Origin of the sequence: Sedimentibacter sp. MB35-C1, from assembly GCF_030913635.1 — a bacterium.
Classification (GTDB): Bacteria; Bacillota; Clostridia; order Tissierellales; family Sedimentibacteraceae; genus Sedimentibacter.
Window position 1 is genome coordinate 1,617,797 of record NZ_CP133188.1, and the last position, 15,223, is coordinate 1,633,019.

Sequence of the window (15,223 nt, forward strand, 5' to 3'; positions counted from 1 at the left end):
ATTGTCGTAATAAGCCTGTGTATTGTTGGCCAAATTGCCGGCGCTTATGGCAAGACGGTTAATCCCGGAGGGCAGCGGTAACGCACCGTTGAGCAATTCTCCGTCCAAATAGACCGCATATGTGCTTGCGGCGGGGGTTGCCACGATTTTGACATGGTGCCACACATTTGCGGTGTAGTCATCCTTAAGCGTGACTGATCCAGATTTAGTTGCGGTGGTTATTTTACCGCCGTTGAAAAATAGTCCGGCTTCATGATTGCCCTCATAGTTGCTGTCGGCAAAAGAAAGGCGCAGCTGGAAACCTGTGTCAAGCAAGGGATAGACATCGCCCTCAAAGACATAAGCACCTGCGGAAGCAAGAACTAACGAATTCAGTAGAATTTGTTGGTCCGAAGCCGCACCACTGTTTGAAGCCAGCACAAGCATATTTGAGGAAGAATCGCTCACGTTTGCCACAACCTTCTGATTTCCGCTGCCTGTGCCGCCGTTTCTCTGTGCCAGCGGTGACATGGAGTTCGACGCAATATAAGTATTCAGCGGATAGGCCTCGAAATCCTCAAAATAATAGTAATCGCAGGGCAGAGAAATTGTAAGTGGTGCACTGACGTTGCCCGCTCCGTCCTTTACAGCAAGATGGACATACTTTATCCCTTCCATCAGACCGCTAAGCGACACCGTAGTGGTATCCTCTGTTACCGAACCGCCGTTAGTGCCGCCGGATATTACGTCTGCAGGCGGTGTTTTGCTGTCGGTAATCTTATAATAACAGGTACCCGATTCATTTGACATAAAGCGAACCGTGGCTGTTTCGCTGCCGCTTCGCCATACTGAAGAGCCGGTTAGTTCCGGAGCGGTTGTGTCGGTAGCGGAATACAGGCGAACATTATCAAAATAAATCAGCCTACTGCCGGCATTGCCGCTCCACCCCTGCAGTTTAACGGAATTGCCGGGACTTACACTGACATCCGTTGATATAACCACAGAACTAGATGTGCTCCAGCCCTCGGGCGCGCTTCCATGAGTCCCTGAATCAAAGGTATCATAAATACCGGTATATGCAGACGCCATGATCGGGAGTACCGCAAATAACAATAGGACCATGAAGGCTGATGTCAGCCAAATTGTTAGTTTTTTACTCATTTTACTCTCCTCCTTTATATTCGCAGATGATTTTTGTTTTCAAATGCTCTTTTAAATAACTTGCAACTTCCTCGAAGTCAACGCCCTCCTCGAACACTCCGACATATACCGCATCCTGAGCCTGAATTTCCAGTTCCGGATATTTTCGCTGTGTCAGCGTGACGGAGAGGAGACCCTCCTGTTTGAGGATGATCTGTTCTGCATCCTCTGCCTTAGTGGGAATCAGGAGCAGATTGTTTCCCCTGGCTCCAAGACTATATGGTGTTTTCTTAAAAAATCCCGTCTTCATCCAAAGAATGAGTTTCATATACATCACCTCATAATAAGTATATTTGCAAATTCCAAACAGAACAATGATGCTTGGATAATTGACAATGACAAAAGTGGCATAAGTCATGCCACTTTTTCTTAAAGCATTATGTAACCTTTTATATCCTAAAAATTAAGGGAGGAGTCATTATGAAATTTTCTGACAACTTAAGGAGTTTTTTTTGATAATTAATAAAAATTAATGGAAATTAAACTTTTGAGTGGTATAATGATTAAAGTGCAAAAAATTTAAGAGAAGGAAGATATTTATGAAGATTGAAAATCTATTGGTTGAAAAAAATGAAGGTGTAAGCACAGTAAGGATTAGCAGCCCTAAAACAATGAATGCATTAAATTCTGAAATGCTTGCAGAGCTTGAGTATATTTTCAACCAATTAAATGAAGATGATGATACTAGAGTTATTGTGATAACTGGGGAAGGAAAGGCGTTTGTTGCTGGAGCTGATATAGCATACATGAGTACAATGACTCCTGCACAGGCAAAAAAGTTTTCAGAGGACGGTTCTAGATTGTTCAGGAAAATTGAAGTGCTAAGCAAAGTAGTAATTGCAGCGGTTAACGGTTATGCTTTGGGCGGAGGCTGTGAGCTTGCAATGGCCTGTGACATTAGAATTGCATCACGAAAGGCAAAATTTGGGCAGCCCGAGGTTGGACTAGGAATTATTCCAGGATTTTCGGGAACTCAAAGACTCTCTAGGATGGTAGGAATGGGAAGGGCAAAAGAACTGATTTATGCCGGAGAGCACATTGATGCTGAAGAAGCGTACAGAATAGGTCTTGTTAATAAAGTGACAGAGAAAGACAATTTGATGGAAGAAACATATAAACTAGCCAATAAAATTAAGTCGAATTCCGGAATTGCAGTTAAATATGCAAAAGAGTCCATAAATAGAGGAGTAGAGACGGATATTGAAACAGGAATAGCCTACGAAACAAATATTTTCAGCTTATGCTTTGCTGCGGATGACCGAGAGGAAGGAATAGCTGCATTTATGGAGAAAAGAAAGCCTAATTTCAAATAGTTGTACAAAAATAAATATTAGTGTCACAAACACGACAGAGACCAATTGGTCTCTGTCATTGTTTGGAAAAAATTGTGCTTGATATTTAATAAACAAAGGAGTATAATTTAACCGTTAATGCTATGAAAATTTATAGCATTAACGGTTAAATTATTAACAATTGGGTAAAAAGGGTAGAGACAAAAAATTAAGGAGTGAAGACATGAATTTTCAATTAAGCAAGGAACATGAAATGGCTAGGCAGCTGTTCAGAGAATTTGCTGTCACTGAGGTGGAACCGTTGGCCCAGGAAGTTGATGAGGAAGAAAAATTTCCTGCTGAGACTGTTGAGAAAATGCATAAGTTTGGCTTTATGGGGATACCGTTTCCAAAAGAATACGGCGGCCAGGGCTGTGATAACTTAACATATGTTATGGCAGTTGAAGAATTATCAAAGGTTTGTGCGACTACAGGTGTTATTTTGTCTGCACACACATCATTATGCGCATCTCCGATTTATGAATTTGGTACAGAAGAGCAAAAAAAGAAATATTTGACTAAACTGGCGTCGGGAGAATGGCTAGGCGCATTCGGACTTACAGAGCCAGGAGCAGGTACAGATGCTGCAGGGCAGCAGACTAAGGCTGTTCTGGACGGTGAGAATTATATTTTGAACGGAACTAAAATATTTATAACAAACGGTTCATATGCTGACGCATATATAATTATGGCTATGACCGATAAATCGAAGGGAACAAGAGGAATCTCAGCATTTATAGTTGAAAAAGGCTTCCCAGGATTTTCAATAGGAAAAAAAGAGTTAAAAATGGGTATCAGAGGATCGGCTACATGTGAGCTTATTTTTGAAGATTGCATAGTACCGAAGGAAAACCTTTTAGGGAAAGAAGGACAGGGCTTTAAAATTGCAATGAAAACTCTGGACGGAGGAAGAATAGGAATAGCTTCTCAGGCGCTTGGAATTGCTCAGGGAGCTATAGATGAAACTGTTAAGTATGTGAAAGAAAGAAAACAGTTCGGAAGATCTATCTCCAAGTTCCAGAATACGCAATTTCAACTGGCAGATATGCAAACAAGAGTGGATGCATCAAGACTGTTGGTGTACAGGGCTGCGGCCAGCAAGGACGCAGGTCAGCCTTATAGCGTAGATGCTGCAATGGCAAAGCTATTTGCTGCGGAAACTGCAATGGAGGTTACAACAAAGGCTGTTCAGCTCCATGGAGGATATGGATACACAAGAGACTATCCTGTTGAAAGAATGATGAGAGATGCAAAGATAACAGAAATCTATGAAGGAACTTCAGAGGTTCAGAGGATGGTTATCAGTGCGAATATGTTGAAGTAGGGAGGCAGAATAATGAATATAGTAGTATGCATAAAACAAGTGCCTGACACAACAGAAGTAAGGCTTGATCCAAAAACGGGCACATTAATAAGAGAAGGTGTTCCAAGCATAATAAATCCTGACGATAAGGCAGGGCTTGAGGCAGCATTGAGATTAAAAGATGAAACAGGCGCGCATGTAACAGTGTTATCAATGGGACCGCCGCAGGCAGATCTGGCACTTCGAGAAGCACTGGCAATGGGTGCAGATGAAGCAATCCTATTAACTGACAGAGCATTTGGCGGAGCTGATACATGGGCAACATCATCCACAATCGCAGCCGCAATTAAAAATTTGAAATATGATTTAATCATAACAGGAAGACAGGCAATAGACGGAGATACAGCTCAAGTAGGCCCGCAAATTGCTGAACATCTTGGACTTGCTAATATAAGCTATGTCGAAGACATTAAAATAGAAGGCAATTATGTAATTATAAAAAGGCAATATGAAGACAGATACCACACAATTAAGGCTGAAATGCCTGTATTGATTACGGCACTGTCAGAGTTGAACAAACCAAGATATATGACTCCGGGAGGAATATTTGACGCATTCAGAGCCAATAATCCAACGGTTTGGAATTTGAAAGATATAGATGTAGATACAGATAACATTGGTCTTAAGGGTTCTCCTACGAAGGTTAAAAAATCATTTACCAAGGGTGCAAAATCTGCAGGTAAGGTATTTAGCTTGGAACCACAGGAATCAGCTGAATTGATAGTTGATAAATTAAAAGAGAAATTTATATTATAGTAGGAGGGCAGACGAATGAATATTTCAGAATATAAAGGTGTATTTGTTTTTGCAGAACAAAGAGACTGCAAAGTACAGAAAGTTGCCTTTGAGCTTATAGGCAAGGGAAGGGAACTAGCAAAAGAATTAAACACAACTGTAACGGCAGTATTACTGGGTAAAGATATGAAGGATGAAGCAAAAAAACTTTGCTATGCCGGAGCAGATGCTTGCATATATGCAGATGATGAGCTTTTGGACTTATATATGACAGAGCCGTATGTTTATGCTTTGAATAAAATTATAACGGACAAAAAGCCCGAAGTTGTGTTGTTCGGAGCAACAGCAATAGGAAGAGACATGGCTCCGAGAGTATCAGCCAGAGTCCACACAGGATTGACTGCTGATTGTACAGGTTTGGCAATAGAAAAGGATGACACAGATTCGGATAAATTAAATCTGATGATGACAAGACCAGCATTCGGAGGCAATATTATGGCTACAATTGCATGCCCGAATCACAGACCTCAAATGGCTACTGTAAGACCTGGCGTTATGAAGACTGCTAAATTCTCAGAGCAGAATCCTGTTAACATAGAAGAATACAAAATTGACATACCTAAAAAATGCAAAAATGTTGAAATATTGGATGTGATTCCGATAATTCAGCAGAGAATGAATATCGAAGATGCAAAAGTGTTGGTATCGGGCGGAAGAGGAATGCATGGTCCGGAAAACTATCCGATGCTTGAAGAACTGGCAGATCTGTTAGGCGGCACAATTTCGGCTTCAAGAGCTGCTGTTGATGCAGGCTGGGTTCCAAAAGACAGACAAGTAGGTCAGACAGGGAAAACCGTAAGACCAAATCTTTATATAGCATGCGGTATTTCCGGAGCAATACAGCACTTGGCAGGTATGGAGGAATCCGAATTTATAATTGCAATAAACAAGGATGAAACAGCTCCTATATTTGATGTTGCAGATGTGGGAATAGTGGGAGATGTTTTCAAGATAGTTCCTCTGCTGATTGATGAACTTAAAAAAGAAAGAGCAAGCGAAAACAAATAAAACAAAATGGTGAGCAGCATAGCCGCTCACCATTTTTTATTTTAACTTGGTTTATTTCATTCCGCCAGTTCCGCTGGATCCGCTCATTTGTCTCTGAGCCATTTCAACTAATCTTTTTGTCATGTAACCGCCAACATATCCATTTTGTCTAGCTGTCAAATTACCTTTGTCAACCTGCTCATAATTTGTTAATCCCAATTCATTAGCTATTTCAGTCTTCATTTGATTCAAAGCTTGTTTTGCTTCAGGAACAACTATATTGTTGCTTCCGCTGTTATTGTTTGATGCCATTTTGTTTTCTCCTTTCATAGATGTATTATTAGTATTGTCCTTGATTTCTAATTTAATCATGTAAGATAATGTTACGGTGGTAAATTATACTATTGGGCCCAATCAACCTGAATAACTATGTAAAGTTCAGGTCAATCTTAATTTACAAGATTAAATTTCAAGAAAGCCTTTTTGAATGACTTTCTAACATTATTATTAACAGCGATTTTTTAATAATACATGGCAAATAATTGAACAAAAGGATGAGAATTGGCAAGAAAAAATTGCTTCATACAACAATAAATAAAAAAGTATAGACGTTTTCCATTTTTTATGGTAAAATGTGAAAAGTGAAGTAACTTTTTTTATTTTTTTTCATAATTTAATAAATAGAAAAGGAGGTATTCAGGGAGTCAGGACAAAAAAGTATTATAGCGCCAGAACTAAATTAGTTGACGAGGACAGAGTTATCGAAAATTCGGCGGATGCTCTGCGGTGCGGCTTCATCGATATGGTTTTTACAAATCCGGCAGGTGACTGTTGAGACAAAATAAAACCGTTAGCCAACATATCCATTACTGAAATAATATTATCTTTCCTGAAAATTCCCAATTTAATCAAATTAGAAAAATAATTTTTTATTAATAGTATTTAGGTTTTGTACCATTTTGCTGTGGTTCTTATTTCCCAAGAACTTCTTGTTTTTATGCATATTTTATATTATTGCTAAAAATAAAAATGCAATGCTAATGGTTATGATTTTATGCCCTAAAGAATATTAATTTAATATCGTTGCTTTATTAGAAAAGCAGGAATATCCTGCGTAAAATTTCATGTGTCTGCAAAAAGCAGGCGGAAAATATTATAATATAAGAATGGAGAAATATTATGTGCGGAATAGTTGGTTATATAGGATTTGAAGATGTTAAGGAAATTATTTTAGGTGGATTGGAAAAGCTGGAATACAGAGGTTACGATTCGGCAGGTATAGCGGTTGCATATAACAATAACGTATATATATGTAAGGAAAAAGGAAGAATATCCAATTTAAGAGAATGTTTTGACAACAGTATTTCAGGAAATCTTGGAATAGGTCATACCAGATGGGCGACACACGGTGTGCCGAATAAAATTAATTCTCATCCCCACCAAAGCAGCTCTACAAGATTTACACTGGTTCATAACGGTATAATAGAAAATGAGGATGAATTGAGACATAAATACTTAAATGGAAGTAAATTTACAAGCGATACAGATTCAGAAGTTATAGTGCAGCTTATTGAAAAGTTCGTTAATGACGGAGAAGATGTCCCTTTGGCAATCAGACACACCATGAGTGAATTGGATGGGTCATATGCTCTTGCCATTCTTGATAAGGAAGATATGAATACGCTGTATGCGGCTAAAAATAAGACGCCTTTGCTGGCCGGAAAGGGAGAAGGCTTTAACATGCTCGGCAGTGATGCAATGGCAATGATTAACTATACAAACCAGTTTTATGAAATAGAAGATAAGGAATTTCTTAAAATTACAAAAGATGACATAGAAATATATACAATTTACGGGAACAGAGTATCAAGAGAGCCATATAAAACGGATATTGATGCGTCTGACACTGAAAAAGGAACATACCCTCATTACATGATGAAAGAGATAGAAGAACAACCTTTTGTAATCAGAAAAATAATGTCTCAATATGTAGATGAAAACGGAAATATGTACATTGCTCCGGAAATTATTGAAAATATTAGAGAATGCGACAAACTATACATTATCGCCTGCGGAACCAGCTACCATGCCGGCCTTATAGGGAAACAATTTTTTGAAAAAATAGCCGGAAAGCCTACGGAAGTTATAATTGCCAGTGAATTCATATACAATATGCCGCTTTTATCCAACAAGCCCCTGTTTATGTTTATTTCCCAAAGCGGAGAAACTGCAGACTGCAGAGCGGTGCTTGTAAAGGTTAAAGAGATGGGCTTCAAAACGCTTACAGTGACAAATGTAAAGGGATCAACACTGTCAAGAGAGGCAGACAATACTCTCCTCCTATATGCAGGTCCTGAAATTGCCGTTGCTTCAACAAAGGCATACACTGCACAAATAGCTGTATTATCAATTGTTGCTGCATTGGTTGATAATAAAATTGACATAAACATTTTTAAAGAATTGAGCAAAATTGCATACACAATGGAAACCCTATGCGATGATAAAGATAAATATAAAGAACTTGCGGAAAAATATCTTGCAGACAGCAGGAGCTGCTTCTATATAGGAAGAAGCATGGACTACTTTGTATGCTTAGAAGCGGCACTCAAGCTAAAGGAAATTTCATATATACAGACAGAGGGCTTCGCTGCAGGCGAGTTAAAACACGGAACAATTGCATTAATTGAGCAGAACACTCCTGTTATTGCAGTCATTACACAGGAAAATATAAACCTTAACACAAGAAGTAACATCAAGGAAGTTAAGGCAAGAGGAGCTGCTACAATGGTAATATCTATGAGAAAATTAAGCCAGGAAACAGATGATATAGTAATTGACGATATCAACGAACTATTATCACCTCTTGCAGCCATAATACCGGCACAGTACCTAGCTTACTACGCAGCACTCATTAAAGGCTGCGACATAGATAAGCCGAGGAACCTGGCAAAATCGGTAACGGTTGAGTAAAGCGGTTTTGCTGTTTTGCGATATGTGTTCAGCCACAATTAAGTTATGAAAAAAACAACTATGTTGTGAAAAAATTGAATTAGCATAAAATACAAAAATGCATAAAAGATATTCTTATAATAGAAAATTCTGTAGAAGATAAACCGCTACAGAATTTTTTTATTAAGTAAAATTAATAATTTTAAAGGTAGGAAACCAATATTTGTATAATTTATATAAAAGGTATGGTATAATTTAATGGAAACGATTACGCATTTATGAAATTCGGCGAACTAAAACGATAACGGAGGAAAGCTGCTATGGAAAATAAAGGGATAAGGGCAATCTGGCACGGTTGGTCTGTAGCATTTTTGTGGTTAAATGTTCTTACAGATATACCCTATATTTTTGCAGCATTAGCATCTTGTTGCATTATTATTGGTAATATACGCAGTAGGCAACTATGAAAAGTTAATATAACCTGTATTTGGGCAAGAAGAATTTGATACATGGGTAATAGGATATGTGTGAGCATAAGCAAAGAAGATTATTTAAAGATAGATGATGAAATATTTGATGAAATGTCTTTGGAAAAGATATATGACAACGCAAAGAAACATTGGGATAATGTGTAGAAAATTTTAAAAATAATGATAAAAAGTCAACACGGATAAAAAATCCGTGTTTATTTTTTTGCAATTAAACGTCCGAAGAAACTTTTGCGCCAAACTATATTTATAATAGAACAAGCTGTAACAACTTATGCATTGAAGAATACAATGATAGCAATACTATACAGGAGTTATGTTCATGCTGAAAATACTGTTGTACGGCAGTGCACGGAGCGTAAAATACCTACGGTGTCTATGCCGCAAAAAACGCAAAAACTTCCCGTCTGATCCTGCACGAAGATATCAAATTTATTTATAAACAAAAAAACAAAATCGATATTTTACCTTAGAAACGGAGAAACTATGGAAATACGGGATTACCAATAAATTATTCTAAATAAAATGGTGGATAAGTCCCCCAGTACACTCGAAAAATCACTTAAGGAAATTATAATTTCATTAGGTATTTTTTTGTGAGCATTTTTTACGTATTGGAATTTAGTGTAATTTGTGTTATAATTTACAAACAGGTAAAAATTGATTAAGAAAAATATTTTGTAATGAAAGGAAATACATAGTAATGATAAAGGTATTGTGTGCTGTGATGAGTTTATTAATGTTGGTTCTTCCTGTATATGGATATAATGGTCAGGATGACTTTTACAGTGAGGTAAAAGTGATTAACGAGCAGCATGCACTTGAAACTATGTGTGTACCTGGCGTAGATATTAAGGCTTATACACCTGATATGAAAGCATTTGAAGTAGGGTTTACAGCCGAAGAGCTTGAAGGTATTACGGAATATAGCAAGTTCAAGGGAAGTGCAAGCCGTCTAACATATGAAGAAGCAGAGGGTGATGCAGACATTATATTCCGAGTCTTGAAAAATTGCTATGGGGCATACTTCTATTTCGGAGGAGATAAGACCTTTGAAAGAGCAAAGGAAGATGTGCTCTCAGATTGTAAGGCTGCGGGAGAGAAGTTGTCTGTCAGTATTTTGCGTGAATCACTTAAAAGGAATCTCAGCTTTGTAAAGGATGGTCATTTTCGGATTGGCAATGAGCCCGTTTTAGAAAAAGCAGTATATTATTCTAACGAAGAAACGGTATTCCTTAAGGATAAAAAGGGATATTATGTTGAGGAAGGCGGAAAGAGAAGCTATGTTTCCATGGTAGATGGCAGCCATGAGATTGAAAAATACATGAAGCGTTCCATAAATGATAAAGGAATGCTTGTCTATAAGATAGGCATGCTTTCTGCGGATGTAATAGGAGTGGCAGAGGTTGTGTTTGATAACAGGACCGAAAAATTTGTATTGGTGCCTCCAAAATTTGAAAATCATACAGATAACGGTACATATTATTCTGACTATGAAGTAAATGGTATTCCGGTTATTTCTGTACGTTCATTCATGTATGAACAGGACGGAAGAAGATTTGTCAGGTCGGCAGATACTGTGAAAAATAGTAAGGTTTCAGTTTTAGATATGCGTGGAAACTGCGGGGGAATGTCCAAATATGTTATAGACTGGCTGGATATATATGATCCGGTGCTGTCAAAATATGCTACAGGCAATGTGTACGCATATCGAATAAGCAGGGCAGCGGATTATCTGAAATACAAAAATCTTGGGCAATATTTATCAGATCAGGAATCAGAACAGTTGCTGAATAACTACAGTTCGGGAAGCAACGGTTGGGAAATAAAAGAAGCATCGGCTTTTGTGCGCAGTAAAAACAGTAATTTATTATTTGTTCTTGTTGACAATTATACATTTTCCGCCGGCGAATGGCTTATTGCGGCTCTGCGTAATAAGGACAACGTGATTTTTGTGGGAACCAACAGCGGCGGAGGCTTGATGAGTGACAGCTCTGTTAAGATTGTGCTTCCCAATTCGAGAATCAATATCGAGTGTGGCTCCGGATTAGGCTTTTATTATGATGAAGCAGTGTTTACTGAAGAAACCGGATTTTCACCGGATATTTGGGTAAATGATGACGCAATGATGCATACACTGAATATGATTTCGTACTACGGGTTATAGAGAAAGATGTATGATGTGTGAAAGACTAATTTATTGATATTATAAAGAATGAATATAATAAGATTAGAAACCCTTGAGAAGCTGTTTAGGCTATCAAGGGTTATTTTGTAATGTTTCTTAAATACTTTCTGTTAAAATTGAATTTATGGCTTCCTTTATTTCCTGATAACTCGTGCACCTGCATAAATTAGATTGGAGCCACTGTTCTGTTATATAATCATCTGCATTTTTGTGCTGTGTAGCTAAAGAATGACATACCATTAAAAATCCTGATGTGCAAAATCCACATTGAAATCCCCATTTTTCTACAAATGCTTTTTGAATAGGAGCATTTTTAAGACCTTCAATTGTTGTTATTTTATGACCTATCATTTTTCTACAGTTAGAGTTAAACAGGATTTTATAGGCCATCCGTCTACAATAACAGTGCATGCACCACAATCACCATTTTCACAGCCAGGTTTTGCACCCGTAAGATTTAATTCATTTCTAAGAGTATAAAGCAATGTATCAGAAGGGTTTACTACAACTTTCCTTTTTTCATCATTTACATCAAGCTCTATTATACTGGTATCTAAAATTTTAAACATATCACACCTCATTTAACATTTTAAAAGTATTTTCAAGGGTATTTTTAAGCACAAATTTTCTATACTCGGATGATCCTTCAGTGTCATTTAATATTGAAGATGATACTTGATTAATAATTTGGCTTATTTTATTTTTATGACTTATTCCCTCATCGTTAATATAATTTTCTATTTCTTTATTTCTAAAAGGATAAGAATATAACCCGCTAAAAGCAATTCTGACTTTATTATCCTTTTTAAGTGCTGCTACTGTCATAAGCGGATAAGCAATTTTATCGCTTTTAGTTTTTTTAACGTGGACATATGGAAGTGAAAAATATCTTTCATCTATTTTTAAACTAACTAATATTTCACCAGGTAAAAGGTTTAGTTTCTCATTAAATATTTGATTAAATTGAACTTCTCGTCTGCCATTTTTTCCAAAAATGACAACATGGCTGTCACAAAGCATTAAGGGAAGTGATGTTTCTCTATATATTATAGTTCCACATAAATTGCCCCCAATTGTCAATTTACACTGAATAGTGTGGTCAGCTATTCGGGCAGCAGTTTGGCCAAGGAGTGGAAATATTTTTGATTCTGATATTTGGCTAAGTGTTATTGCACTACCAATGTTTAATGTAGTATCATTTATTTCCATAGTACAGCATTCTGGAATTCCTTTTATATCTATGACTGCACCTATGTGAATGTTATTTGCTCTTGCCATCGTTATAATTTCAGTTCCACCACTATAATACATGGGGTTTTTACCCTGTGAATTTAGTTCATTAAATACTTGGAAGGCTTCTTCTAATGAGTCCACCATATAATATTCAAATTTAGTAGGTATCATTTTTGCCTCCTGTTTTTTTTCTCCAAATGTATTCCGGTGTTATAGGTAGTTTGTCAACATCGATATCAGCTGCTAAGGATATGGCATTTCCTAATGCACCAGGAATTCCAATGATGCCATGTTCAGCTACTCCTCTTGCACCATATGGCGCTGATAAATCAGGTGTTTCTACAAAATCAACAACATATTCAGGATTCTCTCCGTATCTCATCATCTTATATGTTCTAAAACTTGTACTTTGCATGATACCATTTTTATCGTATAAAAACTCTTCTCTGCTTCCTATTCCAAGTCCCATGTTCATACCGCCCATTAAAAGACCCATAGCTGATTTTGGATTTATAAGTTTACCTACATCAATTACAGTTGCAGCTTTAACAAATCTATATGTGCATTCTGTTTTATCATATTCAATTTCAACTGCTTGAGCGCCAAGTGTCCAAGAAGGAGCTGCTTTACCTATCCCGGTAGCAGGATCAAGATGTGTAAGTCTGCTCATAACAAAACTTCCTCTTCCAAATATATGACCACCAACTGTATTTCCGTTGTCATATTGAAATCCATAAACTAAATCTTTGAATGATATATATGTTGTAGGATCTTCGTTTAAAAATACTCTCATATTGCCAACATCTAAATCCTCCGAAGAACATTTGAGTGCAACTGCAGCAGCTTTTTTTAACTGCATGATTAAGTCTTCAGCAGCTCTTAATACTGCGCTTCCTGCCATATAGGTGCTCATGCTCGCCACTGTTTTCCAATGTGTAGGACTTGTTTGAGTATTTATATTCATAACTACATTAATTTTATTTATAGGCATTTTCATTTTTTCTGCTAGAATTTGAGCTAATGTTGTTTTTGAACCGGGGCCTATTTCAACAACACCACAGTTCAAATTGATACTTCCATCAGAATTAAAGGTGAGCAAAACGCCTGAGGATGCATCAGTGGGTGAATCAGATGTTTTCCAAAAGCAACTGATGCCCTTAGTTCTAACTTTTCCATTGTCTAATTCAATTTTGTTTCCTTCCTGCCAATTCATAATCTGTTTAAGTTTTTCTAAACACGAAACAAGGTCGCCGGAATTGCTTTTAGTTATTTTTACCTGTGTTGGTGAAGTCTTGCCTACAGTTATAGCATTATTTATTCTTAACTGAATAGGGTCCATGCCTAGTTTGAGTGCTAATTTATCCATCAATCTTTCTAAACAAAAAGCGTGGCTCGCGTGGCTAAAACCTCTAAATGATGTGGAATAACTATGATTTGTATAAATGCTCATGGCATCACATGATAAATTTTCTATTGCGTAAGGTCCAGAACAATCAACTGCAATAGCCTTTGCTAAACGTGGAGATATGTTGGAATAGGCTCCGCCATCAACTAAATAAGTCATTTCTGCAGCCTTTAACTTTCCATTATTGTCAGCTCCAAGCCTAATTTTAACTTCAGCTCCCATTTTACATGGTGAAGTAGCAATATCTTCTTCACGGCTGTTTGAAATTTTTACTGGTCTTCCATCAACTGACCGTGAAGCAAGATATGCTAAAATTTCTAATTGAACACATGCTTTTCCTCCAAAAGCGCCACCTACAAGGGGGGTGTGTACAACCACTTTGCTTTCTTCTAGCTTAAAATATTTGCTTATGTATTTTTTTACAGTAAAAGGAGTTTGTGTCGAAGTATTGATTAGAACTGTTCCATCTGGCAATATTTCAGCTCTTGCATTTCTTACTTCCATGGCAGCATGATCCGCTTGCGACTCTGTAAAGCTTCCTTCCACAACGACTTTGCTCTCCAGCCATCCCTTATTTACATCACCTTTTCTAATTTTTACAATGTGTGAAATATTGGTGTTTTTTTGTGGATATACATATTTAGATTCAAATGTATAATCTGTTAAATTTTCATGAATTAATGTAGCGTTTTCTTTTGTTGCTTCAGAAACTGAATTCACAACAGGTAGTTGTTCATATTCAATTTTTATTAAGTTTGCTGCTCGCATTGCAGTTTGATCACAATCTGCCACTACTAAAGCAACCGGTTCCCCGTAGTATCTAACTTTATCTTTTGCAATAGGAGGTCTGTCATCGATGAGTTCACCAAATAAAATTTCGCAATCATTTCCTGTTAAAATAGATTTGACACCAGGCTCTATTAATGCCTGAGAAATATCAATGGATTTAATTTTAGCATGTGCACATGTACTACATAACATCTTCGCATGAAAAATATTTTTAACAACTTCATCCACGTTATATTTCGCTGCCCCGGTTACTTTATCCCAGGCTTCTTTTTTAAGAATGCTATTGCCTAAAACCGTCAATTCATTTCCTCCTATTTTATTATGATATAATCACCACAACTTAGTTGTGAAACATTGGCCCTCATGGCTTTTCCAATATCTCTGCACAATATTTTTTGTTCTTCAACGTTATTTGCTATTAGTATTAATGGATTTCCTCCAAAAACTCTTTCTTTATTTAATGTAATATAAGCAATTATTTCAGCTTTTTCTTTTGCCATTATAATTTCTCCTTTA

Annotated in this window: 13 protein-coding genes and 1 pseudogene; 8 read left to right on the forward strand and 6 right to left on the reverse strand. The window is 37.1% G+C overall.

Annotated features, from left to right (window positions below; genetic code table 11):
• Nucleotides 1–1,141: 1,141 nt before the first annotated feature.
• Entirely contained in the window at nucleotides 1,142–1,447 is a 306-nt protein-coding gene (locus RBQ61_RS07630; RefSeq protein WP_308139892.1) for a hypothetical protein, read from the reverse strand.
• A gap of 271 nt (nucleotides 1,448–1,718) precedes the next feature.
• On the opposite strand from RBQ61_RS07630, the gene RBQ61_RS07635 reads away from it, so the two are divergent.
• The 4 genes from RBQ61_RS07635 (at nucleotide 1,719) to RBQ61_RS07650 (ending at nucleotide 5,676) form a co-directional block, all read left to right on the forward strand.
• A complete protein-coding gene (locus tag RBQ61_RS07635; RefSeq protein ID WP_308139893.1) occupies nucleotides 1,719–2,492 on the forward strand; it encodes an enoyl-CoA hydratase-related protein in 774 nt (257 codons plus the stop codon).
• A 202-nt stretch (nucleotides 2,493–2,694) separates the two neighbouring features.
• The gene (locus RBQ61_RS07640; protein ID WP_308139894.1) at nucleotides 2,695–3,834 is read left to right on the forward strand and encodes an acyl-CoA dehydrogenase; all 1,140 of its coding nucleotides are present in this window, start codon (nucleotides 2,695–2,697) and stop codon (nucleotides 3,832–3,834) included.
• A 12-nt stretch (nucleotides 3,835–3,846) separates the two neighbouring features.
• On the forward strand, nucleotides 3,847–4,629 hold the full coding sequence (locus RBQ61_RS07645; RefSeq protein ID WP_308139895.1) for an electron transfer flavoprotein subunit beta/FixA family protein: 783 nt from the start codon (nucleotides 3,847–3,849) through the stop codon (nucleotides 4,627–4,629).
• Between the two features lie 15 nt (nucleotides 4,630–4,644).
• Nucleotides 4,645–5,676: an electron transfer flavoprotein subunit alpha/FixB family protein gene (locus RBQ61_RS07650; protein ID WP_308139896.1), complete on the forward strand. Its 1,032-nt coding sequence runs from the start codon at nucleotides 4,645–4,647 to the stop codon at nucleotides 5,674–5,676.
• Between the two features lie 51 nt (nucleotides 5,677–5,727).
• On the opposite strand, the gene RBQ61_RS07655 is transcribed toward RBQ61_RS07650, so the two are convergent.
• The gene (locus tag RBQ61_RS07655) at nucleotides 5,728–5,967 is read right to left on the reverse strand and encodes an alpha/beta-type small acid-soluble spore protein (RefSeq protein WP_213925301.1); all 240 of its coding nucleotides are present in this window, start codon (nucleotides 5,965–5,967) and stop codon (nucleotides 5,728–5,730) included.
• A 322-nt stretch (nucleotides 5,968–6,289) separates the two neighbouring features.
• On the opposite strand from RBQ61_RS07655, the gene RBQ61_RS07660 reads away from it, so the two are divergent.
• The 4 genes from RBQ61_RS07660 (at nucleotide 6,290) to RBQ61_RS07675 (ending at nucleotide 11,259) form a co-directional block, all read left to right on the forward strand.
• Nucleotides 6,290–6,490: a hypothetical protein gene (locus tag RBQ61_RS07660; RefSeq protein ID WP_308139897.1), complete on the forward strand. Its 201-nt coding sequence runs from the start codon at nucleotides 6,290–6,292 to the stop codon at nucleotides 6,488–6,490.
• 344 nt (nucleotides 6,491–6,834) lie between these two features.
• Nucleotides 6,835–8,625, forward strand: coding sequence for a glutamine--fructose-6-phosphate transaminase (isomerizing) (gene glmS, locus RBQ61_RS07665; protein WP_308139898.1), 1,791 nt, complete (start codon nucleotides 6,835–6,837; stop codon nucleotides 8,623–8,625).
• Nucleotides 8,626–9,113: 488 nt separating this feature from the next.
• Entirely contained in the window at nucleotides 9,114–9,239 is a 126-nt protein-coding gene (locus RBQ61_RS07670; RefSeq protein WP_308139899.1) for a hypothetical protein, read from the forward strand.
• A gap of 580 nt (nucleotides 9,240–9,819) precedes the next feature.
• Nucleotides 9,820–11,259, forward strand: coding sequence for a S41 family peptidase (locus tag RBQ61_RS07675; protein WP_308139900.1), 1,440 nt, complete (start codon nucleotides 9,820–9,822; stop codon nucleotides 11,257–11,259).
• A gap of 117 nt (nucleotides 11,260–11,376) precedes the next feature.
• On the opposite strand, the pseudogene RBQ61_RS07680 reads toward RBQ61_RS07675, so the two are convergent.
• From RBQ61_RS07680 to RBQ61_RS07695, 4 genes and pseudogenes are all read right to left on the reverse strand, one after another.
• Nucleotides 11,377–11,849 (reverse strand): annotated as a pseudogene (locus tag RBQ61_RS07680) ((2Fe-2S)-binding protein).
• Between the two features lies 1 nt (nucleotide 11,850).
• Nucleotides 11,851–12,684 (reverse strand): xanthine dehydrogenase family protein subunit M, encoded by an 834-nt coding sequence (locus tag RBQ61_RS07685; protein WP_308139901.1) that lies wholly within the window; start codon nucleotides 12,682–12,684, stop codon nucleotides 11,851–11,853.
• Nucleotides 12,671–15,007, reverse strand: coding sequence for a xanthine dehydrogenase family protein molybdopterin-binding subunit (locus RBQ61_RS07690; RefSeq protein ID WP_308139902.1), 2,337 nt, complete (start codon nucleotides 15,005–15,007; stop codon nucleotides 12,671–12,673). The genes RBQ61_RS07685 and RBQ61_RS07690 overlap by 14 nt, the downstream gene beginning before the upstream one ends.
• Before the next feature lie 11 nt (nucleotides 15,008–15,018).
• Nucleotides 15,019–15,207 (reverse strand): hypothetical protein, encoded by a 189-nt coding sequence (locus RBQ61_RS07695; RefSeq protein WP_308139903.1) that lies wholly within the window; start codon nucleotides 15,205–15,207, stop codon nucleotides 15,019–15,021.
• Nucleotides 15,208–15,223: the final 16 nt, after the last annotated feature.

Coding starts and splice junctions, on each gene's coding strand:
- RBQ61_RS07630 (WP_308139892.1), bottom strand. CDS start 1,447: ATGAAACTCATTCTTTGGATGAAGACGGGATTTTTTAAGAAAACACCA.
- RBQ61_RS07635 (WP_308139893.1), top strand. CDS start 1,719: ATGAAGATTGAAAATCTATTGGTTGAAAAAAATGAAGGTGTAAGCACA.
- RBQ61_RS07640 (WP_308139894.1), top strand. CDS start 2,695: ATGAATTTTCAATTAAGCAAGGAACATGAAATGGCTAGGCAGCTGTTC.
- RBQ61_RS07645 (WP_308139895.1), top strand. CDS start 3,847: ATGAATATAGTAGTATGCATAAAACAAGTGCCTGACACAACAGAAGTA.
- RBQ61_RS07650 (WP_308139896.1), top strand. CDS start 4,645: ATGAATATTTCAGAATATAAAGGTGTATTTGTTTTTGCAGAACAAAGA.
- RBQ61_RS07655 (WP_213925301.1), bottom strand. CDS start 5,967: ATGGCATCAAACAATAACAGCGGAAGCAACAATATAGTTGTTCCTGAA.
- glmS (WP_308139898.1), top strand. CDS start 6,835: ATGTGCGGAATAGTTGGTTATATAGGATTTGAAGATGTTAAGGAAATT.
- RBQ61_RS07670 (WP_308139899.1), top strand. CDS start 9,114: ATGGGTAATAGGATATGTGTGAGCATAAGCAAAGAAGATTATTTAAAG.
- RBQ61_RS07675 (WP_308139900.1), top strand. CDS start 9,820: ATGAGTTTATTAATGTTGGTTCTTCCTGTATATGGATATAATGGTCAG.
- RBQ61_RS07685 (WP_308139901.1), bottom strand. CDS start 12,684: ATGATACCTACTAAATTTGAATATTATATGGTGGACTCATTAGAAGAA.
- RBQ61_RS07695 (WP_308139903.1), bottom strand. CDS start 15,207: ATGGCAAAAGAAAAAGCTGAAATAATTGCTTATATTACATTAAATAAA.